The sequence below is a fragment of the Vibrio tasmaniensis genome (assembly GCF_024347635.1).
Lineage (GTDB): Bacteria > Pseudomonadota > Gammaproteobacteria > Enterobacterales > Vibrionaceae > Vibrio > Vibrio tasmaniensis.
In genome coordinates this window covers 146584-168015 of record NZ_AP025511.1, presented here as the reverse complement: position 1 = coordinate 168015, position 21432 = coordinate 146584, and the positions used below count along the sequence as shown (strand labels likewise).

17 protein-coding genes are annotated in these 21432 nt (G+C 43.4%); 9 read left to right on the top strand and 8 right to left on the bottom strand.

The annotated features are described in order from the left end of the window. On the bottom strand, nucleotides 1–498 hold the full coding sequence (locus OCV44_RS15165) for a hypothetical protein (protein ID WP_139684160.1): 498 nt from the start codon (nucleotides 496–498) through the stop codon (nucleotides 1–3). 209 nt (nucleotides 499–707) lie between these two features. On the opposite strand from OCV44_RS15165, the gene OCV44_RS15160 reads away from it, so the two are divergent. Together OCV44_RS15160 and OCV44_RS22290 are read left to right on the top strand one after the other, a co-directional pair. Next, nucleotides 708–1469, top strand: coding sequence for a substrate-binding periplasmic protein (locus tag OCV44_RS15160; protein ID WP_139684161.1), 762 nt, complete (start codon nucleotides 708–710; stop codon nucleotides 1467–1469). Further along, a complete protein-coding gene (locus OCV44_RS22290) occupies nucleotides 1469–3655 on the top strand; it encodes an HD domain-containing phosphohydrolase (protein ID WP_390903461.1) in 2187 nt (728 codons plus the stop codon). Before OCV44_RS15160 ends, OCV44_RS22290 begins: the two co-directional genes overlap by 1 nt. A 116-nt stretch (nucleotides 3656–3771) precedes the next feature. Here the strand turns inward: OCV44_RS22290 and OCV44_RS15150 are convergent, their stop codons facing one another. Together OCV44_RS15150 and OCV44_RS15145 are read right to left on the bottom strand one after the other, a co-directional pair. Then, nucleotides 3772–4188 (bottom strand): TetR/AcrR family transcriptional regulator, encoded by a 417-nt coding sequence (locus OCV44_RS15150; protein WP_139684162.1) that lies wholly within the window; start codon nucleotides 4186–4188, stop codon nucleotides 3772–3774. A gap of 30 nt (nucleotides 4189–4218) precedes the next feature. After that, entirely contained in the window at nucleotides 4219–4563 is a 345-nt protein-coding gene (locus OCV44_RS15145; protein ID WP_139684163.1) for a YajD family HNH nuclease, read from the bottom strand. A 275-nt stretch (nucleotides 4564–4838) separates the two neighbouring features. Between OCV44_RS15145 and yghU the strand changes: the two genes are divergently transcribed. The 3 genes from yghU to OCV44_RS15130 all read left to right on the top strand — a co-directional run bounded on the left by yghU (nucleotide 4839) and on the right by OCV44_RS15130 (nucleotide 11024). After that, nucleotides 4839–5696 (top strand): glutathione-dependent disulfide-bond oxidoreductase, encoded by an 858-nt coding sequence (gene yghU / locus OCV44_RS15140; RefSeq protein WP_139684164.1) that lies wholly within the window; start codon nucleotides 4839–4841, stop codon nucleotides 5694–5696. Between the two features lie 275 nt (nucleotides 5697–5971). After that, nucleotides 5972–10495 (top strand): SslE/AcfD family lipoprotein zinc metalloprotease, encoded by a 4524-nt coding sequence (locus OCV44_RS15135; RefSeq protein WP_139684165.1) that lies wholly within the window; start codon nucleotides 5972–5974, stop codon nucleotides 10493–10495. A 205-nt stretch (nucleotides 10496–10700) separates the two neighbouring features. Then, nucleotides 10701–11024: a DOPA 4,5-dioxygenase family protein gene (locus OCV44_RS15130; protein WP_139684166.1), complete on the top strand. Its 324-nt coding sequence runs from the start codon at nucleotides 10701–10703 to the stop codon at nucleotides 11022–11024. Nucleotides 11025–11135: 111 nt separating this feature from the next. On the opposite strand, the gene OCV44_RS15125 is transcribed toward OCV44_RS15130, so the two are convergent. The 5 genes from OCV44_RS15125 to OCV44_RS15105 all read right to left on the bottom strand — a co-directional run bounded on the left by OCV44_RS15125 (nucleotide 11136) and on the right by OCV44_RS15105 (nucleotide 14874). After that, nucleotides 11136–11288 carry a hypothetical protein gene (locus tag OCV44_RS15125; protein ID WP_170213703.1) on the bottom strand — a complete coding sequence of 51 codons (153 nt, stop codon included), beginning with the start codon at nucleotides 11286–11288 and terminating at the stop codon, nucleotides 11136–11138. A gap of 88 nt (nucleotides 11289–11376) precedes the next feature. After that, a complete protein-coding gene (locus tag OCV44_RS15120) occupies nucleotides 11377–12669 on the bottom strand; it encodes a sensor histidine kinase (RefSeq protein ID WP_139684167.1) in 1293 nt (430 codons plus the stop codon). Continuing rightward, complete coding sequence (locus OCV44_RS15115) at nucleotides 12666–13340, bottom strand: response regulator transcription factor (protein WP_139684168.1); 675 nt, start codon at nucleotides 13338–13340, stop codon at nucleotides 12666–12668. Before OCV44_RS15115 ends, OCV44_RS15120 begins: the two co-directional genes overlap by 4 nt. Nucleotides 13341–13348: 8 nt before the next feature. Continuing rightward, entirely contained in the window at nucleotides 13349–14260 is a 912-nt protein-coding gene (locus tag OCV44_RS15110; protein WP_139684169.1) for a sterol desaturase family protein, read from the bottom strand. Nucleotides 14261–14271: 11 nt separating this feature from the next. After that, nucleotides 14272–14874, bottom strand: coding sequence for a hypothetical protein (locus OCV44_RS15105; protein WP_139684170.1), 603 nt, complete (start codon nucleotides 14872–14874; stop codon nucleotides 14272–14274). A gap of 180 nt (nucleotides 14875–15054) precedes the next feature. On the opposite strand from OCV44_RS15105, the gene OCV44_RS15100 reads away from it, so the two are divergent. Genes OCV44_RS15100 through OCV44_RS15085 form a run of 4 tightly spaced genes read left to right on the top strand, consistent with a single transcriptional unit; the run spans nucleotide 15055 to nucleotide 21335 of the window. Continuing rightward, the gene (locus OCV44_RS15100; RefSeq protein ID WP_170213704.1) at nucleotides 15055–15942 is read left to right on the top strand and encodes an ABC transporter six-transmembrane domain-containing protein; all 888 of its coding nucleotides are present in this window, start codon (nucleotides 15055–15057) and stop codon (nucleotides 15940–15942) included. Further along, on the top strand, nucleotides 15932–17110 hold the full coding sequence (locus tag OCV44_RS15095; protein ID WP_139684172.1) for an efflux RND transporter periplasmic adaptor subunit: 1179 nt from the start codon (nucleotides 15932–15934) through the stop codon (nucleotides 17108–17110). The genes OCV44_RS15100 and OCV44_RS15095 overlap by 11 nt, the downstream gene beginning before the upstream one ends. After that, complete coding sequence (locus tag OCV44_RS15090; RefSeq protein ID WP_139684173.1) at nucleotides 17107–20286, top strand: efflux RND transporter permease subunit; 3180 nt, start codon at nucleotides 17107–17109, stop codon at nucleotides 20284–20286. Before OCV44_RS15095 ends, OCV44_RS15090 begins: the two co-directional genes overlap by 4 nt. Continuing rightward, entirely contained in the window at nucleotides 20283–21335 is a 1053-nt protein-coding gene (locus tag OCV44_RS15085) for a helix-turn-helix domain-containing protein (RefSeq protein ID WP_139684174.1), read from the top strand. The genes OCV44_RS15090 and OCV44_RS15085 overlap by 4 nt, the downstream gene beginning before the upstream one ends. The last annotated feature ends 97 nt before the right edge of the window (nucleotides 21336–21432 follow it).

The following is a 21432-nucleotide window of genomic DNA, read 5'->3' as shown; positions in this document are numbered from 1 at the left end:
TCACTCTTCAAAAACAACAATTTCATTGGCAAACCAGACTAGGTGGTAAGCAAGTGACAGATCTCGCATAGCTTGGTCGTTGAGGTTGTTTAAATCACTGATCACAGTAATAGGCCCTTTTTGCCTAATGGATATTGGTTGTCCTTCGTCTTGATACGCTAAGAAAAAGTGTGTGTTGGCAAGACTGTCTTGAGTAAATGTCGCTTTGTATCCATTTGCAGCGACGATCTCAATACAACGTATGTTCAGAGATGGTTCATGATGTTTGAGCAAATCTTCCAGATAGATTCCTTGGTAAGCTCGTTTCTCTTTTCGCCAAGGCAGTGGTGTCGAGAGTTGGTTTGGGGCTATTTTTGTTAGCTCGTCCATTGTGTAGTCGTAGGTTACATTTCTACTTTCAAAACGTATTTTCATTACGAGTGATTCATCTAAATGGGTTTGTGCTGGCGCTTTAACAGCTACAAATAAAATGATCAAGATGATGTATACTACATTCACGGACGTCGTCCTTTTTTGTTTTGTTTTTGTTTGGCTTGTCAAAATATCAACAAGAACTATTAAGTTAATCGAACTGATCGGTGTGCGTTATATTATTATAAAATATCGATATATTTACAATAGTCATTGTAAATATGTTGATTTATCATAAAACCTGACCGTTTGTTTTGTATGAGTTGGGTGGTGGAGAATGAACAGGAGATCAAAACTTGAAATTAGTATGGCAAGCAGTCGTTATCTCTATGAGTTTTATTTTCTCTATAAAGGTACACGCACAAATACAGGCGAATGGTGACGTTGATGTACTCAATGTTGCCTTAATGAATGAAGATAGGTACCCCTATTTTGTCAAACCGAAGTTCGGAACCCCTGAGAAGGGTGTCTATATTGATCTTTTGAATGAAATTGGAGAGATGACAGGAATCCGCTTCAAGTATCATTTTTTCCCACAGTCGCGGGTTCGACACTTAATGAAATACCAGAAGATGGATGTTGAACCTGGGATAGCGAAAGAATGGCGAACCGAACTTCTTGAGCTTGAGAACAGTGTGTACAGTATTCCGTTGTATCGAACGTCTGAAGTGGTTATCTATCGGCGTTCTCACTTTGAATCTCCGCCCAATACGTTGAGTGCGTTTAAAACGCTGACTTCTTGTTCTGTTTTAGGTTTTTATGACGTAAACATTGGGGGTTCAGACAAAGACAGTATTACAGAAAATAATTCAAAAAAGATGATCGAAATGAACCGTTGTGATTATATGTTTATGCCTCTAGTCATCGCAGAAGCTAAAGAGATCAACGAGCAACTCATTGGGGTCACAAAGCCAATGAAGCATTTTGAATTAAGAATTAGATTAACAAAAGTGAATGAGGGGTCTCTTCCTAAGATTAATGAGGCAATCAAGTTTCTACGATCTCAAGGTTACATCACACAATTATTTGATAAGTATAAAAAGTTAGGAGAGTCCTAATGAGCAGGTTGAAAACGACACACTTGCTCATTGGTTTAATGATCATCTTAAGCTTTTATTTGATTTTCTTAGCGACAATTCAGGATTCAAATGGCCATTTAAAGGCAAGAAACACACCGTTAAAAATAGCTGCAAAAATATCGGATTTGATCGCTCCTCATTTATACAATTTGGATGTAAAAAACCTGCGGATGACGGTTGAATCGATTATTACTCACAACGAATCGATCAATGCACTCGATATAAAAGATGTTGTAAGCGGGAAGAGCGCATTGACGTACTTCAAGAGCGAAAACAGCGCCTATTTCAACCGTTCTATCGATGAAAATGTACGTTTGTATTCGGATTACGCCAACACTGATATTGTTTATGACGGATTGGTCATAGGTAAAGTGCATCTTTATATCTCTGATGATGAACCTTTAACGGATGACCGTTTCCACATTGGATATTATGCGGCTGTTTTTGTACTTGTTATCTTGCTTTTATCGGGCATATTCCATGCGGCTCTAAAGAGATCTGATGCAAAGCTATCGAGCTTCGATATCAACTCAAATAAGTTTCTCTATTCATTTCTAATCTCCATCATATTTTTCGTCATGATCGCAACGGCGGTGAGTTATTTATTGATTGATTCTAGTCGAAGTTATGCAATCGAAAGAACGAGAAGTGACCTTAATAGCGTTGTTCGTGGTTACCAAGAAGGTGTTGAAAACAAAGTTAACTTGATGAAAAGTACTTTTGACTTCATCACTTCAACTGACGAGTTTATCAACGTGTTTGATGAGCTCATGATTACGCGAAATGAACAGGTAAACGTATCAATAAAAAACAATCAGAATCGACTAATTCAAGTTTTCAAACGGTACGAAAACTTACATATCGGGGGAAACAATGCATTCGTGGTATTAAATACTAAAGGGTCAGTGTTGACTAACTATGGGGATAGCGTTGTTTATGATGAATTCAATGCAGATATCTATCCGTATTTTCTAGAAGCTCTTCGGGGACGAGCATCAATATTCTCGATAGGTGCTTATTACGACCACATTGAGCAAGACTACAAAGGAAATCTGTTTTTTTCTACTCCAATTATTAAACAGAAATCCGGAAAAATCGTTGGTGTAATTGTCAGTGAAATACTGACCGATGAGTTGTTTTTCCCTGATGACTACAAAAAATATTTTCAAAATACGGGAGAGATGCTCGCAGTTGATACGTCGGGCATTGTGATATCGCGTTGTAAGAAAGGGAATTGTCTAGGTAATAAGAAAGATGGAATTATCACTATTTCACAACCGCCGAGTAATGGTGACATTAGTGATATGGAGCGCACTACAGATTACCAAGGAACTAAGGTGTTTGCTGTTGCAAGTAAGCAAAGTACGTTTCAGGCTAATTTTATAGCGAAGATCGATGTTGATGAGGCACTAACTGAGCACAACGACTTTCAGTGGGCTTTGATTATCATTACATCCGGTATGAGTGCTTTTGTTATTTTGAGCCTCGGCTTTACATTGATCATTGTTAGAAAAGTGACGGGCAAACAAATTGCGTTAAATCGAAGTTTGATTGAGCGGTTGGGTAATGCTGCTGAATTTAAAGATAATGATACCGGGATGCACGTGGTTCGAATGAGCCATTACGCAAGAATTGTCGCAGTAAATTATGGTTGTACAAAGCAATGGTGTGAAAACTTATTCACTGCTGCGCCGATGCACGATATCGGGAAAATAGGGATTCCAGATAAGATATTACATAAACCAGGCAAACTAACCACGCAAGAGTGGGATGTTATGAAAGCACATCCTATATTTGGAGCGAAGATTATCGGAGAGCATAGTAGCCCTTTGTTGATCATGGCTAAGGACATATCGATAGCACACCATGAGAAATGGGATGGGTCCGGCTATCCTTACAATTTAATGGGTGAGCAAATCCCTTTATCAGCACGAATTATTGCAATAGCTGACGTATTTGATGCATTGACTACCGTTAGGCCATACAAAGAAGCATGGAGTGATGAGAAAGCGATAGCATTAATAAAGTCAGAATCCGGGAGCCACTTTGATCCAGAAGTCGTTGATGCCTTCATACGGTCGATTGACGAAATTCTACAAACTAAAGATCAGTATCGCGATATTCAATGTGACCCAACTACCCAAAATCATCTTAAACAAATGTAGATTTAATTGATTGGAAAATAGGCCACTGAATTAGTGGCCTATTTGGTGTGCAGAGCAGGGGGACGATTTTGCATAAAGGTTGGGGCTAGATAGGTTTTTCTAGCTTAAATTCAATGTTACGCGTGAATTACGGCGTAGCCGACACACTTGTAAACACAACTTTGAACCTCTTGTTCATCACCTTGTATTGAATCAAATAGGCCTTTAACACCATCAAGCTTAGGTATTATTGGGCCCGCAGTTAGGATTGCTTTCTTAAACCTTGAATCGTTGTCGAACGCCTCAGTCCAAGATTGGTAGAACGCCTCTGCTGATTCAAATTTGAGTGGTTGTTTGATGATCTCTACATACTTTGATACTAACTCTAAAGCGAGATCTTCTTTACGCTTGAAGTGTGTATTGATGCCACTACGTGAAATAACCGCTTTTTTAGACAACCGAGTAAATGTTGCAGCATCAAAGCCTTCATTCAAGGTAATATCAAAGGCCGCCTCAATAATTCTTCTTTTTGTATTTTCTGCTTTTTCGCTCATTCGCTACGAACCCGAACTTTTAGTAGAAAGTTATTTCTTCATCAACTTCGCAAGATCTGCGAATGGATTGTGTGTAGCTGATTGATGATCATCTAAACTCGCTTTTGCATCGACGCCATAACGGTCATGATCTGTGTATTTTGAGTGTTCATGATCGTGGCAGTAAAGGCACAATAGTTCCCAGTTGCTGCCATCTTCAGGGTTGTTTGTATGGTCGTGATCGACGTGGTGAACGGTCAGTTCTCTTAAGTTCGAGTAAACAAATTCACGCGCGCACTTACCACAAACCCATGGGTACAGTTTGAGTGCTTTTTCACGGTAGCCTTTCTCTTGACGAGCGTACGCTGCACTCGAGCCAGTGTAATCAGAAGACATTGCCAAATCCTTATCAATTGTAATCTCCCGATTTTATCACAGCTTTCTTTAACCTGTAGGCATGTCGTAACTAAATCATGTTTCGTACTAACCGTTATGTGGCTTCGGTTTGATTAGGCACTTATCTTTTACGTGTGCTATCTCATAAAACAGGTTATTTCTTTCTGGAATAAGCCATGCTTAACAGTTTGAAAAGAAATTGTATTCAGGGGTTTTAACTCGGAGTCGGTGACCTAATATCAGTTAAAGCTACCCCATATTAATAAGGAAATATCATGTCAGAACAATACACTCCGCCAAAAGTTTGGGTTAACGATACTGCTGGTGGTAATAAGTGGGCAAACATCAATAGTCCTGAATCTGGCGCTCGCTTTGATAAAGAACTTCCTGTTGGTGACCATGCTTTTCAATTGTATTCCCTTGGTACACCTAACGGTCAAAAAGTCACCATCTTGCTGGAAGAGTTGTTAGCGGCGGGTGTTAAAGAAGCTGAATATGATGCGTACTTGATCAACATTGGTGAAGCTGAACAGTTCTCTTCTGGTTTTGTTGGAGTGAATCCGAATTCAAAAATACCGGCACTCGTTGATAAGTCTGGTGCTGAAGACGTGAATGTTTTCGAATCGGCATCTATCTTGATGCACTTAGCTGAAAAATTTGGTCACTTTCTACCAAAAGAAGGGACAGCAAGAACACAAACCATTAACTGGTTGTTCTGGGCACAAGGTTCAGCGCCATTCCTAGGCGGCGGTTTTGGCCACTTCTACGCTTACGCTGATGAAAAGCAAGAGTACCCAATTAACCGTTTCGCGATGGAAGCGAAGCGCCAGCTAGACGTGTTAGACAAACAGTTAGCGAATAACACTTTTGTTGCGGGAGAAGAGCTGACTATTGCTGATATCGCGATTTGGCCTTGGTATGGCAACCTTGTGCTAGGTAAAATTTATGATGCAGCTGAGTTCCTACAAGTTGAGTCTTACACCAATGTCGTTCGTTGGGCGAAGCAACTTGAAGCGCGTGAAGGTTTCCAACGCGGCCGAGTAGTTAACCGTTCATTTGGCGAAGAGTGGGAGCAAGTACCAGAGCGCCATTCCGCTGAAGATATTGACCGAGTGTTGAAGCTTAAGCCTTAGTTTTTTTTGAGGGTGGTTTTTTGGCTGATATACCCTCTCGGCTTAAATATTAATGGCTAATTTAAATGCTGTATCTTTATCTAGATATGGCATTTTTTTATTTTTTTCGCTGGGAGGTGGTGCAATTGGAATAAAGATCTCAATTAAAGTTTTGATAAATTATTCAATTGCTTACCATTGCTCTTCTTTATGGTTAAGACAAAAAACGAGAGTCATCGAGGTGGAGTAAATCGATAAGATAGCGGTCCATTTTAAATTACGATTAACATCGCTCAATGAAAAAAAATATAATTGCGCTGGCTATCATATCCACTGCTCTTTCAGGGTGTAATGACGATTCTCGAAGCTATGGCGGTACCCCTGGTACTGTACCTCCAACTAGCATTGTTCCACCAACGGATATCGTTCCACCGACTGACATTATCCCACCAACGGATATCGTTCCACCGACAGACATTGTTCCACCAACGGATATCGTTCCGCCGACAGACATCATCCCTCCAACAGATATCATCCCTCCAACAACTTATCTCGGTTCGTTGTTATCAAGTGGGGCTGTTGTGTCTGGAGAAGTGTACTGTGATGGCATCAGCCTCAAAAACGGAACATTCAGTGTTAAACAAGGTGTGAGTTTTAGCTGTACATTAGGTCATCTTACTTTAGGTGACTTTACTGCTCCTTTACCTGAGGTGACAGAGTACTCGATTTCAAATGATGGGATTTATACAGCATTTGAATTGACAGAATTACACGGAGAAAATGTCACTAAGGTACTGCAATCCATTGATGTTTGTGAGACTGAAAGCACTCTCTGTTTAAAAGAACTCGACGCTTTTGATATTGAAGGCGTGTTCTCGCAACTGGATGATGAAGGTGCAGTCGATGCATATTTTGAGTCTAAAGAAGAAGAGTCAACCGACAAGGTTGGAAACGCTCCTAGTTCACACGTAGACACAAGCGTTGTTCCAGCAGTTGATCCAAATGCGGACAACGACCTTAACGCTGGTTTCGTTTCTGCAGATGCAGAGTCTACTTACATCTATAAGCCAAGTTCCGATGGCCAAGTGTTAACTTACAGTAAGCTCACTGATCAAAACGGTAAAGCGATCTCCGGAATCAGTTTCTTTTCGGCTAACGCAACAGGCGTAACTGATAAGGAGGGAAGCTTTGAATATCTATGGGGCGATAGAATCACTTTCGGTATTGATACGTTTGAGTTTGGTTATCTCACTGGTAATCAGGTCGCTTACAAACTATCGGATGTGACGACTAATGTGGTTGAGAAAGCAAATATACAGTCTTTGATTGAGCGTTACGCTGTTGACCATGTTACTCATTATGAAATATCTGAAGAAGTTCAAGGGACATTTTCAAAGTATCCGAATGTAATCAACGAATTAATTAACTTAACCCTGCCAAACGGTGGGGTCATAGAAGATACGGGCTTCAAACTGCCGAATGAGTTTGTTAGTCAGTTTAGCCAAGGGCTAACGGCAGTAATCGATGAGCAGCTGCGCCAAACGCCTCAGTTTATGGATTATGTTCGTCAACCTGTGATGTTATCCATGGACTCTGGCCAGTATGTAACAGAGTCTCTGCAGCAAATCTTCCATAACGTCACGACATTCCATGTCTTTAATGACAACGGCAGTTTTTACGGCGCAACGGGCTATACCCGTGGTATGCGAGCTCTGAACATTTCGAACAGAGCATTCCCTGTGGTGATGCCAAGAACTGATAAAAATCGTGAGCTTTATTTTGGTGAGCAACAGGCTTGGACTCGTGAAGGCAAGCCTTACATCGCACAACATCCAAGTATCTCGATGCTTCCGATTCCTTTAGTCTCTGAAGACAACGCGACTTATGGTTTTCCATTCGTTACAGCAGGCGAGATAGGCAAAGGTAAAGTCGTGTTCATGGGCAATGGCTTATATCCAAGTATTCTGTCATGCCCAGAAAATTATTGGGCCAATCGCACATTGCATATCGATAGCAAAAAACAACTGTGCACTGTTTCGACGTTCGAAAACCTACAGCATGATGACCAAGGTAGCATGAGGTTGTTTTTCTCGAACTTGTTTGAGTGGTTCAATAACGGTTTGCCAATTGCTGGGATGAATGCCGTCACCAATATTGACCAAGCTTATTTGGCTTATCATCACTCCACCATGGGTAAGCAGTACACCTTTTTTGTTAGTCCGCAGTATGGTTTTGCATCAATAGATAAACGTGGTTCTGGTGAGTTTGATGGTTTGGATGCGAGCACTACGCCGATTTTGATCCTTCAGGCATACCCACCTAAGTTGGTTCAAGATGGCATGACTAACCAGTTTGTTGCTGACTTGGATAACCCGAACTTAAACCAAGACGATATTACGGCTCTTATTAACTATGTTAATGACGGTGGCAATATCTTGTTTATGGATGCGATTCAAACGACTAACCCTGAACCTATTGGACGTTTAGCGGACGCCGCGGGTGTCTCTCTAGGTGGTGAAAACGTTACGCCGACAAACCAAGCTTTCTGCGGTAGCTCTTATTACTGCAAAGCGCCGTATCCAAATCTTCACGTGAAGAGCGAAAAGGAAATGGTGGTTCTTGAGCGTTTTCAAGATAACCAAGGAGAGCCTCCATTCACGGTAAATCAAGATGGTACGGTTGAGTGGATTGAAGATGAATCAAAAATCAAGTTTGAAATCCCGATTTATGAGGTTGCTAAGTTAGACGCTGAAGGGAAGCCAGTGCTTGATGCGTCTGGTGTAACAGTAATGGAGACGAAATCCGCACGTATTTTTGTTGAATCAGCTGAGGAGCGTGAAGCGGCGATCAAAGAACTGCAAACAGCATTTTCAGGAACGGAGTTGTGCAAAAATGACTATGAGTACGAGTTTAACTGTATAGAAACTCGTTCTGGGGACGGTGTTACTGTTCGCGGATCTTACCATCGTGCAGATTTTGACCGCTATGAAGTGAGTGAAGTTGTTGTTGCTAGCATGGTGAAAGCAGCGAATTTGGGCACTAACTTTACGGCGCTTTATGAGCATGAAATCTACTATCGTACGAAGGGCACTCAGGGCAAGCGTCTGTCTAACAGCGAATTGAATCAAGCGTTTGATAACCTGTCTGTTTGGATGTGGAACGACAACGCTTATCGCTTTGAAAGCGAGAACCAAGATGAACTAGGTTTTAAGCAAGCTGTTCAGTTCCTTAACTGTTATACAGAAGACTTACATCAAACAGATACAGTAGAAGCACAGTGTCCTGTTGACCTAAAAGCGTCGTTAGTCGCTAATGGAATGATATACGGCGAAGGTGAGTTATCGGGACAGTTGAATCCGAGCTATCCATTAAATTACATGGAGAAACCTCTGACTCGCATTATGTTGGGACGCTCTTTCTGGGATCATAATATTGTGGTCGATACGACAACGTACCCAGGTCGCACATCTGGTGTGTCGACTTCAAATACGGTGCTTATTCAGACTGATGGCGAAGCCGTGACGTATTCCGCTGGGAACAACCAATCGACAGGTTTGTGGGCGCCTAAATTGCAAGACGTGACCATAAATGAAGGTGTCACTGCGACGATTACCGTGATGATGGCGGATGATCTTACAGGTAAACCTAATCATGAAACCAGTTTGAAACGCCCTCCACGTATGCAAACTAGCTATGCATATGACGGTATGAGTTTAACCTTCCAAGTGCCATATGGTGGCCTCATTTACATTCAACCGAAAGTAAAAGAGGTTGGTGAAGTCGCGTTTAGTATTAATGGCGCGTTAAAAGCGGCTTGGTGGAAAGAGGGAGAGTGGATTAATTCTATTCAATCGGCAGAGGCACCCATAGCAGAAATCGATACGGGTTCATTTATTTATACGACCCCAATCAAGAATCTAGAATCCGCTGATTTGAACCAATTCGCAACAGATATGAATCGATTCGCCGAAGCGGCAAGTGACTTCTACGGGCGTGATGAGAGACAAAACGATGGTTTACATCGTAGGTTCACTTATCCAGAGCTTAAAGCATTCCGTCATCACTTTGTCAATGACGTTCAGATATCGATTGGCTCTGCTCACTCCGGTTACCCAGTGATGAACTCTAGCTTTAATGCAAATCGAACTTATATTCCTACCAACCCTGTGAACGATTGGCTGTTGTGGCATGAAGTGGGTCATAACTTAGCATCAGCTCCTTTCTTAGCGGCTGGTAGTACAGAGGTGACCAATAACCTTCTTGCGCTTTACATGCAGGAGTTAGAAGGTCGCAATGCAAACCCTGAAATGGATCGCATTAAATCTGATATCAAGAAAGCGCCTAAATGGCTGGAGCTTAATAATGAACATGCATGGTCACATGGTGATGCTGGTTTGCGTCTAGTTATGTTTGGGCAACTAAAAATCTGGGCAAAATCGAATTTTACTATTGATGATTGGCATGCCAAAGGGGCAAGCAAGTCCGATGTCTATGGTGATGATCAAGGTTGGAATATGTTCAAGCTAATGCACCGTAAAGCTCGAGGCGACGATGAAGGTGACGAGGGTTTAAATTATTGTAGTGCAAAAGCCACAGGGCTGAATGGTGGTGATTTGATGATGGTGTGTAGTTCATATGTATCAGGCTATGATTTAAGTGACTTCTTTGTAGCTTGGAACGTGGGCGAAACCTCAATGACTAATGCCGATGGCTCAAAGTCGTATAGTGGCGGAATTAGCTCTAAAGGACTTAGTGCGGTCGAACAGTTAAAACTAGAGAAACCAAAGAACAGCCCTTTGAATGTTGATTCAATTTACTAACGCTAATTCTTGCCAAGGCATTTTATAGCTTAAAAACAAACGCCACACTTAACTTTCGTGTGGCGTTTTTGTAACAATATTCTAGAAATCATCAGCCAAATCAGTCTTCTATATGATGTTAAATACTCCGGCTGCCATTGGTTGGCTGTCCTTGCTAGAGAAAGCAGGTTAAACTGTTCGAATCATAATTCTAAAGGATGGTGCCATGTACCACGGTCATATCTATTTCCCTCTGCGCTTTGCAGAGCAAGCAGAAACACTGCGTCAGAAAATCCTCTCAGAGCGTAAAGATGTGTTAGAGACTTTCCCACTAATACAGCGTTTGGTTGGCCCGCATAAAATGCCGATGTTTGAGATTCACTTTGTGAATAAAGAGTCGGGTATTGTCGAATGGCTTGAGCAAGAGCGTGGCGATATGTCGGTGCTGATTCACCCAGTAACGGGCGGCGAAGAAACGCTAGACCACACAGTTCGTGCGACTTGGCTTGGTCGCGAGCTGGGTGTATTTGAAGAAACGCTGACTAGCTAATTTAATTCTTCGCCCGACAGTACGTGCCTAATCAACGTACTTGGTAAATATCGCTGCTGTCGGGTGTGCCAATACTCACTTATATTTTGAACTACGTTATTCCTTAAATAACTAGCTTCTCCAGCTATTGCCCAGTAACAGCGATACCGCTACCGAAACGCCTAATGCGATTAAAATATTAGGTAAGTAAAATCCCCAAATAGCGACACAAACCGCCACGGTTACTACTGCCCATAACAGTGTTTCTAAAATCCAAGTGCCCATAAAATAACTCCTAACTAGATTGTGCGACTAGCATAACCAAACAAGGGTAAATTTTTGGTCACCATCAAATAACCATTTGGGCAAATCGCTACAGCGTGACTTTAACGATGAACTCATTGTTGTGAGTTTCATGAGTAAACTGCCAACCTTGGTTCTGACAAACGCGATCTATGAGCTCTAGGCCGATACCAAAAGAGGTTTGTTGTTCAGAGTCGTTTGCTAGGTTTTCATCTTCCAAACGGTTGGTTAACTCAAACTGATGTTCTGTCAGTGTGATCCTGATATTTCCGCTACCGCCGTGTTGAAATGCATTTCGGACTAAGTTGGTGATCACAACCTCAGTTAACTCGCGGGGAAGGGAGTGTTCGCCTTGGTCGACCTTGGTGTGAATCTCTACTTCTTTGTTTTTTAAAAGATAACGTTGGCTTTCGATAATGTTATCGAGCAGGGGAGTCAGCTTGATTTGCTCGTAGTTGGTCTCTATCTCGTTATTACGACTCATCCACAACAGCGTTGTTACCAAGGCTTTCATGTTGGTGGCTGAGCGTTGGATTCGCGCTACCGCTCGTTGTCCGCTGTTAGGAATACTTTCAGACAACCGAACCAGCATATCGCCACTGGCTGAAATAGTGGCAATCGGTGTTCTTAACTCGTGGCTTGCTGCTTTTAAGAAAAAGCTCTCCCGCTCATTGGCCTGACGTTCGCCCTGCACGCTTTTAATTAGTTGGGAAGCTAACTGGTCGATTTCTTTATAGCGAAATTGAGTCAGACCTTCAGTCTTGTCCACATCCAGAGATTCAGACCATTTTGATAGCCTAATAATCGGTTTGGTGACTCGATGTATCAGCAGGCGAATGATCAAAAATACCAAGAGTAAAAGGGCACCGATGGCAATGAAGGCATTGTTAATTTGGTTCACGGAATCGGGTGGGTTCAGCTCGAATAGATTCAAGTAGATGGCTTCATCATATTCAGAAATGATGTACAAGGCTTCATCTTTACCAGAAACTTGATGTTTGGCGGCATAGAGGTATTGCCCTGATTCATTGTTAGGTGAAGGGTGGTAATGATCATAAATAGCATCGTTATCAAATGTTTTCCAATCAAAGGCTTGTTGGAACTTAGCAGGCAGATCTGAATAACTCAGAAAGGCTTGGAATGTTGGGTTTTGGTAGTCTGGCAGTTGCCCTGTTTCGAGGTAATGTTGTTCTGCGACTTCTAATTCATACAGGAATCCATACTTTGCCGATTCATTGAGGCCAATTTGGTAGCTTTGAGACACCATTAAGCTGTAGATGGCAGTCAATAGCACGACAATGCCAAACAGATAGAGGTAAATATCGCGCTTAATACTGACTCGATTCACGCTTGCCTGTTTCATGATGGCTCCTCATGCAAGACAACACCAATGCCATGAACCGTGTGGACTAGCTTTGAATCAAAGGGCGCATCGACCACTTGGCGGAGCTTAAACAGGTGCGCTTTCATGCTATCCGAACTTGGCATTTCGTCTTCCCATGCTTCTTCAAGCTTGGCTTTGCTCACCACGTTAGGGCTGTTTCGAACTAACATAACGAGCATTCGCCAACAGACGGGGGAGAGCTTTAATAGCTTGCCGTCTCTAATGGCTTGGTGCTTGTCTAAGTCCAGTTTGAGATCTGCGACAGACAGGGATGTCACTGAACCTTGAGCGCGGCGCACTAATGCCATCAGCCGTACTTTGAGTTCTTCCATCGCAAAAGGCTTCACTAGATAGTCATCCGAACCGACCTCAAACCCTGCGATTTTGTCTTGTAACGTGTCTCTTGCCGTCAACATGAGAATCGGAGTGGTCACGCCTTGCTTCCTAAGAGATTGGCAGACATCAAGCCCATCCATTTTAGGCATGTTGATGTCCGTTAAGATGATGTCATAACGCCCCTCTAAAGCGAGATTTAGACCCGCGCTGCCATTGTAAGCAAAATCGAATTCGAAACCGTCGAGTTCCATATAGTCTGCAATGGCTTCTGCCAAGTCGCTGTCGTCTTCAATCAACAGGGCGTTAATACTCATAAGTGTCCTTACTTTGTTTCTCGTTCTCTTTTCCAAGCCCAGATAGGCGGTTGAATAAGAATTTGTAGTCGGTGGTTCCAATTTGGCGCGTGCCACAACTGTTGGCCTAGTTTAACGTAGCCATGGAAATATACCTTAAATGGGTTCACAGAGTTGATTCTCGGGAACACACCATATCTGACTTCTTCCTCTTCTTTGGCGAAGGTACCGAACATCTTGTCCCAAATAATGAAGATGCCTGCATAGTTCTTATCAAGATACTGCTTGTTGGTCGCGTGATGCACTCGGTGGTGTGAAGGCGTATTAAACACCGCTTCTACAGGGCGGGGCAGGCGTTTAACGGTTTCAGTGTGCAGCAGTGTTTGAAACAGTTGAACAACGGTTTCACACATCAGCACTACAAACGGATTAAAGCCGAGCAGAATTAACGGCAAGTGAAAGAAGAACGGGAAGAACCAATCTAAAGGCCCAAAGCGATAGGCGACCGAGATATTAAAGTAAGGCGAGCTATGGTGAACCGAGTGCGTTCCCCATGCTAAACCGTTGCTGTGTAAGAATCGGTGCTCCCAGTAATACGCGAGATCGGCCAAGATCAGGCAACCAAGAATTGTCCAACCAGATATTGGCAATTGAGTCAGGCTGAAATTCTCGTAAGCGTAAACAAACGCGCCCACATAGGCTAACCCGACAAAGAAAACGGTAACCAATAAGAAGAACAAAGTGACTAAGTTGGTCGCGCTGTCTCCCAACATGTTCCAGGTGAGCTTTTTCTTAAAGGCATAACGGATAAGCTCAAAGATAAACAGAGCCAGAGCAAGCAGTAGAAAGTTGTCGTCTACCCAAGTCTCGGTCAGGATGATGCTCGTTTCTGTGAATGTTTGAGAGAGAAAATTCCCAATGCTATCCATAGTGAAATCCATAACTAAATCCTTTACTGGTTGTTCTTATAATAGACGTACAACTCACTAGAATCTGGCAACCCATGCTGATTCAGCTGGTGGTGTTCTATGACCATATCCACTTCTTTTAAAATCGCGATACCTTCCCAAGCTTGTGCTAGTTCCTGTTCAGTATGCTCACCTTTGCTAAGCAGGAGGGTGCCTTTGGCTTTGTTGGGAAGCTCAATCAAGAGTTTGTTTTTCTTTGATTTTGATTGCTGAGTCGGGAAGCCAATTGTGATCGTCGCTTCGCTGAAATCTAAGCTGATGTCTTGATAGATCACGATGACTTCCTGTTGCTGTTTCTGGTGTTTAGTGATTGCTTCGTTATTGGTTTCTAGTTGCTTATAGAAGTCCGCCCACAACTCTGGAACATTATCTAATGGAATCGTCTTGCTCAAACCTTGCAGATAAGTCGTGTTTGCAGTGACTAGTGGTTTTTTAGATGCGGGCTTAGTTGCTTTTGACTCAGCTATTGAAACCTTTTTGATAGGCTGTTCCTTCGATGCATCCGCAATCGCTGGCTGAATATGTAATCCCCCCCAGACAAGGCCAGTAATACCGACTGTCGTGAGTAATGAAGCGAATAATTTCATGCTCTTTCCTTGTTGTTCATTTTTCTTATCAAGGACAATAAAGGAGTCGAGGTAAACAAAAGGTAACCTATCTAGTGACTAAGCGAGTCTGTCGTCTAATTTGTTAATACAGCAATTTGGGACACTTTTTTCCATGCGGGATTGGTAATACTGGCGCCATATTCATTTATGGGCTCAATAATGCTATTCAAACATCCCATCTCTCTGCTGACGATCATTAGGCTTAACCCATTAAAGGTCGCTGCGACTTGGTTAATGGTATTGGCTGAAAACGTGATGCTTATTCTGCTGCCGCTGTTTATTGGTTACGCCATCGACGGAGTGCTAAACCAGAGCTTTCAGCCTTTGATGATGCTGGCTGCGATTCTTCTTGTACTGGTGGTTATCAGCGTCGTTCGTCGTTTTTATGATACCCGTGTGTATGGTGCAATTCGCGTAAAGCTGGCAAACCTTGTCGAGCGTAACCTGCGCGGTTTATCTATTTCGACCAAAGATGCGCGGCTAACCATGTCTCGTGAGCTGGTTGATTTCCTAGAAGATGATTTGCCTACTCTGATGACGGCGATAGTTCAACTGGTCGCGACGGTGGTTATCCTTTCAACGTTTCACTTCTCATTGGCGCTTTGCATGTTGTTTTCGGGATTGTCGATGCTGGTTATCTACGGCGTATTCCACCGAACATTTACTCGACTCAATGGCCAATTTAACGATCAAGTAGAGCAGCAAGTGAAATTGCTGAGTGGTGTTCGTTTATCTGCACTCCGCTGGCACTTTGAGCGCCTAAAACAGTGTGAAATCAAGCTTTCAGATACCGAAGCTGTTGTTTATGGGCTGATTTTTATCGTGTTGTTTGGCGCGGTCATCGGCAATTTATGGATGGTGAGTCAGCTTATCGAGCCGACCGCAGGGCAAGTGTTCTCCATCGTCACTTATTCACTCGAGTTTGTTGAAACTGCAGTAATGTTGCCAATCACGTTACAAACCCTTTCTCGTCTCACTGAAATCAGTCAGCGCCTTAATCACACCTCACTTCAGCCTGTTACCGGGGAGATATCTCATGAAATTTAAAAAGCCACTTTCTGTATTAGTTGGTTTCGCAGCCATTTTTATCGCATTGGTTGTCGTTGATGTACTGGAACCTGAAGCTACCGAGCCAGTTAAGAAACAAGCTGTCCTTGCTCCAGTCTCAGTTTTAGAGGTGATACCCTCACAGCACGAATCGACGTTAACGGTATTAGGCTTAACCGCTGCTCGTTGGCCAGTGCAGCTAAAAGCGTCGAGTAGTGCTCAATTAAAGTGGTTAAATGAAAACATTGAACCGGGGGATTTGGTTAACAAAGGCGATGTGTTAGCAAAATTAGATACAAGCGCAGTTGATGCGAACTTGGCTCAAGCTTCGAGTGTATTGAAACAAGCAGAGTTGGAGTTGAAAAAGGCTAAGCATGAGCAAACGGTCGCGTTAAGAATGCTGAACCCGAAAACGAGTTCGTCTTTTGCTCGCAGAGAGCCTCAAGTACTGGCTGCGAAAGCTAACCTGAAACAAGCAAAGCAGGCTCACCTAAGCGCACAGAAGTTGCTGGAAGAGTCTGTGATTACTGCGCCCTTTGATGCGGTGATCATGAAACGCCATATTAGCCCAAGAGAATGGATAGCAGCGGGGCAAGTGACTTTTGAACTAGCTGCCAGTGATTCAATTGATATTGAGTTGCCGATCTCAGAAATGCATTGGCAACAAGTTCAAGCGGCGCTTACTGAACCGAGCATCACTGTGGTGAGCCGTTCTGGGAACCAGTGGCCCGCCAAAGTGCGTTTTGTGTCTCCTCAAGTTAATGCGGTTACCCGTCAAAGACAAGTGGTGTTGTCGGTTGAAGCACCGTATCAAAGTAAGCCAAGACTGTTTCCAAATCAGCAGGTTCAAGCCGTGGTCAATTTAGGATTAAAGGACAACGTAGTCAGTGTCCCTTTAAGCGCGATGACACGAGATGGATATGTGTGGACGTTAGATAATAACGACCGTTTACGCAAAGAGTCTGTAGTGCTTGTTGGGCAAGGTAATCAAACGTTCGATATTCAGTTAAGTGAGCAAAGCGAGGAGGTTCGCCTAGTGGTTCAGTATCCGCTTGCTTCGATGCTTATTGGTAAACAAGTCGAGCCTAACTTTTATCAAGATGATAGTTCAGAATCCATGATCGCGATCCAATCTGATGATGAACAGATTGAGGAGGAAAACCAATGAGTTGGATGACTAAATGGTTTATCAATAATCCTGTTGCTGCCAATTTATTGATGATGGCGATTGTTATCAGTGGTGTGCTTGCGTTTGGACAATTACGTGTCGAATCGTTTCCTCAAATTGCGCCATCGTCAATTAGCATCAGCGTTGTTTACCCTGGAGGTACCGCGCAACAAATAGACGAAAGTGTGACACAGCGAATCGAAGAGTCGATTAGTGGTATTGCTGGCATCAAACAGATTACCAGTCAGTCCAGTGCTGGGGTGTCTCAGGTCATGGTTCGTAAAACCAGTGACACGGATCTAGATAAGCTTCTGGATGACATTCGTAATCAAGTTAACGCGATCAATGGTTTTCCTGTGCAGGCTGAAAAGCCTCAAGTGGTGCGTAATGAGTTTACTAACTTAGCTGCGTTTGTGGTGGTGTCTGGGCCGAGAACTGATGCAGAATTACAACCTATTGCCAAACAACTGGAACAAGCACTAAAGAAGAATCCTCGTATCTCGAAGGTGTCAAATTGGGGTACTCGAATGTCTCAATTGGTTATTGAACCCGATACCGACCAACTTAAGGCGTTAGGGCTGAGCTTGGAAGACTTAGCTGGGCTAGTAGAACAACGTTCGCTTGAATCTCGTAGTGGAGAGCTCATTAGTGACAAAGGCCGTATGGTGATTCGCGGGGACGGTTATGCCGATGATTTACAGAAACTGAACCAGCTTGTTGTGATTTCTGGGAGCAACGGGAAAATACTATTGGGTGATATCGCCAAGCTCAGCCGTGGTTACCAGTACAGCGGTTCAATCGTACGTAACAACGGTTCAAATGCCATCGCTTTAAGGGTTAGCACCAGCCAAACTGACAATCTACTTAAGGTCAGTGAAGACATCCGAGAAACACTGGAGAGACAACGTGCGATCTTACCGTCTGACATTGAGCTTAATACCATGGCCGACATGGCACCCTACATTGAAGATCAATTATTTCGTCTGAGTGAAAACGCTTGGCAAGGCCTGTTGATAGTGGTGATTCTACTTGGGGTCTTTCTTGAAATAAGGCTCGCATTTTGGGTTGCGATGGGTATTCCAATTGCGCTTACTGGTACGCTCGCGGCAATGCAGCTGTTTAATTACAGCATCAATGACATCACCCTATTTGGTTTTATTTTGGTTCTCGGCGTACTAGTAGACGATGCGGTTGTCGTCGGGGAAGCGATTCATGAAAAAAGAACGGGTAACACCGGCTATTCTCATAATATCAATGGGTTACCAAATCTAAACAGCCACTCGAATATAAATGGAAAGGCAGCCGCTTGGCAGGGCGTTAACTCAGTATCAGTAGCAACCGTGTTTGGTGTGCTCACAACCATCGCAGCGTTCTCTCCAATGTTATGGATTAACAATGAGCTAGCCAAAGTGCTTGCCGGGTTTTCGGCAGTGGTGATCTTCGCTTTGCTCTTCTCGCTCATCGAAAGTAAGTTCATTTTGCCGTCACACTTGGCTCAGCTTTCGGTGAAAAAGCCATCTACAAGTATCTTCGCCAAGGTTCAGAGTGCAGCGCAAGGCGGGTTACAGTGGTTTAATCTCAACATTTACAAGCCAGTACTGGAGTTTGCGCTTGGCTACAAAGTCGCGTCCTTACTTGGGTTTGTGGCCGTTATCTCACTGGCTTATGGCATGTGGTCTAACGGTGCGATTCGCAGTGCATTGTTCCCTGAAATTCCGGGGCGTTATGTAACCGCAATTATCGGTTTGGAAGATGGAGCTCCGTTGCCTTTACAGCGACAAGCTTTGTTGCAAGTCGAACAAGCTATGACGCGTGTAGAAAAAGACTTAATGGACAACTATCCCTTGCAAGAGAAACCCATTGTTAATTTGCTTGCTTGGTCTGATGGCTATGGTGAAATTGAAGTCACCGCCGAGCTCACCACTGAATCATTAAGTTCATTGCCGGGCAATTTATTGTTGAAGAAATGGAGAGAAAACACAGGACCGATAGAAGGTGCTTACTCAGTTAAGTTTAGTGCGGCAGAGGAGCCTGCAGGTGGTACTTTCTTAACGATTTCGTCCAATGATCGTGACCTAGCTTATCTTGTTAGCGAACAGTTGTCGGAAACTTTGGCCTCGTTAAAAGGTGTATCAGATGTCTACGATGATGGTCAAGATGGTTTGCCGCAAGTCCGCTTGGTATTGAACCAATATGGTCAGCAACTCGGGCTAACTCAAGTAAAACTGGCTCAGCTTGCAGGAGAAGCATTTGGAGAAAGAGAAGTTCATCGCCTATTAGAAAATGGGCAAGAAACCAAGGTGCTTTTGCAATATCCGAGAGAGGAGCGTAGAACCTTAGCTCAGCTACAACAGGCAATTATCATGCTGCCCAACGGTGGAAGCGTGATGATTGGTGATATTGCCGAGCTTCGTCATGAGCAAGAACCGCAAGTGGTTTACCGTCGTGACAGAGAGCAAGTGATCAACCTCTATTGGAAGCAGAACAGAAAGCTGCAATCACCAGAGAAAACACGTGAGCAACTTGAAGAAACCATCGACTCTCTGCACCTACAGTATCCAAGTGTCACGATAAAAGCGGGCGGTGAATTTGAAGAAATAGGTGAAGTGTCGAATGGCTTTAAATCAGCGATGATACTAACGCTACTCATGATCTACATTTTGTTGGCTGTGCCGTTGAAGTCTTACTGGCAGCCGATGATCATCATGGCAGTGATACCGTTTGGCTTTGCAGGTGCGATTTTTGGTCACTACTTGATGGATTTACCCATCAGCATTCTTTCGATGTTCGGTATGATGGCAATGACAGGCATCGTGATCAACGATTCGTTGGTGTTGATCACGCGTTTTAATAGTGAATATCGTCAAGGTGTACCGTTGCAACAAGCCTTGATCATTGCGGGTACCAGTCGTTTGAGAGCGATTTTCTTAACCACCATTACAACGGTGTGTGGATTGTTGCCATTGCTAAGTGAGACTGCAGAACAGGCGCAATACTTGAAACCAGCGGCAGTATCTTTGGTGTTTGGTGAGTTGTTTGCCACAGCGGTGACTCTGATTTTGATTCCCGTGCTGCTTGGTCTGTTTTGTCGCAAGCCGCCGCTAGTTGAAAATCTAATCGAACAAGAAGTACATGAACAAGATTCATTAGAAGAACTCACTTTGGAACGCTCGTGATTGATTTTATAAAGGACAAAGACGATAGTGAAACCAAGCTATCCGGTTCAATGAAGCTATCCAGTTCAGCGAAGCTAACCGACAGTAAACCCAATGTACCCGAGACCAAAGAGTGTATGACGAAAGAGAACAAACCAGCTTTGCATTTAGAGCCAGCCTTTAAACTGGTTCCTGAGATTACGTTGATTGAATCTTTGCCAGAGCACCTTCAAAAACGCTTTACGCATGCATTGACCTTGATGCATGAAGAGTGGGGTGAGCGTCGCACGTGGGAAGAAATCGCAACCGAGAGCGCTATTTCGCCCTACCATTTTCATCGTCAATTTACCGAGCTGTTTAACGAAACGCCGGGCCAATATCTAAGCCGAATTCGATTACAAATCGCGGTGGGTTTATTGATCAATGATGAGCCATGGAGCGTGATTGAGATAGCTCAGTACTGTGGCTTCTCATCGTCGCAGTCATTAGGCAAGGCGCTCAAGCGAGAGCTCGGTGTCACAGCAAAACATATTCGAGAAATGGGCTATAACGCAACGCCCAAGGAAACAGCGGATTTTATCCAGAAACTGGCACATCCAGGTGTACAGTCTTCGATGGAGAAAGAGCTTGTTAAGTCTATGCCTACAGAGCTGGTTTGGTATCCAGAACGTGGTATGCAAAAGCTTAAGTTGGATGATCCTGACTGGGAAACGGCGTTTGAGTTATATGGTCAAAAGTCGACACATTTGATGGGCACTATGCCGATCAAGCAAATGAGAAATAAGTGGGACGACATCGACGCTGAAATTGGAAACTGGCAAGTCGCGAAAGACCGTTACGATAGGGTAATTCCTGAAGGGTATTATCTATGTAGCGACGTTTATCTGGTTTCGGATGTGGCGTACAGCACGGCCTTAGAAGCTCTGTTTAAGGCGGTTGAGCAACAAGGTTTGAAGTTGGATGTAAAAGGTTATTTGGTCGAAATGATTCGTCAGATCGATATAGACGATGTCGAAGGCGTGACTTTCTCATTTCAGTTGCCCGTCTTAACGACGCAAGACAGCGAATAATAAAAAGGCTCCTCAATCGAGGAGCCTTTGTTTTACTAAGGAACAGTTTTAGCAAGGAACTGTTCTATCAAGAGCATCTGTTCGTCAGCTTTAACCG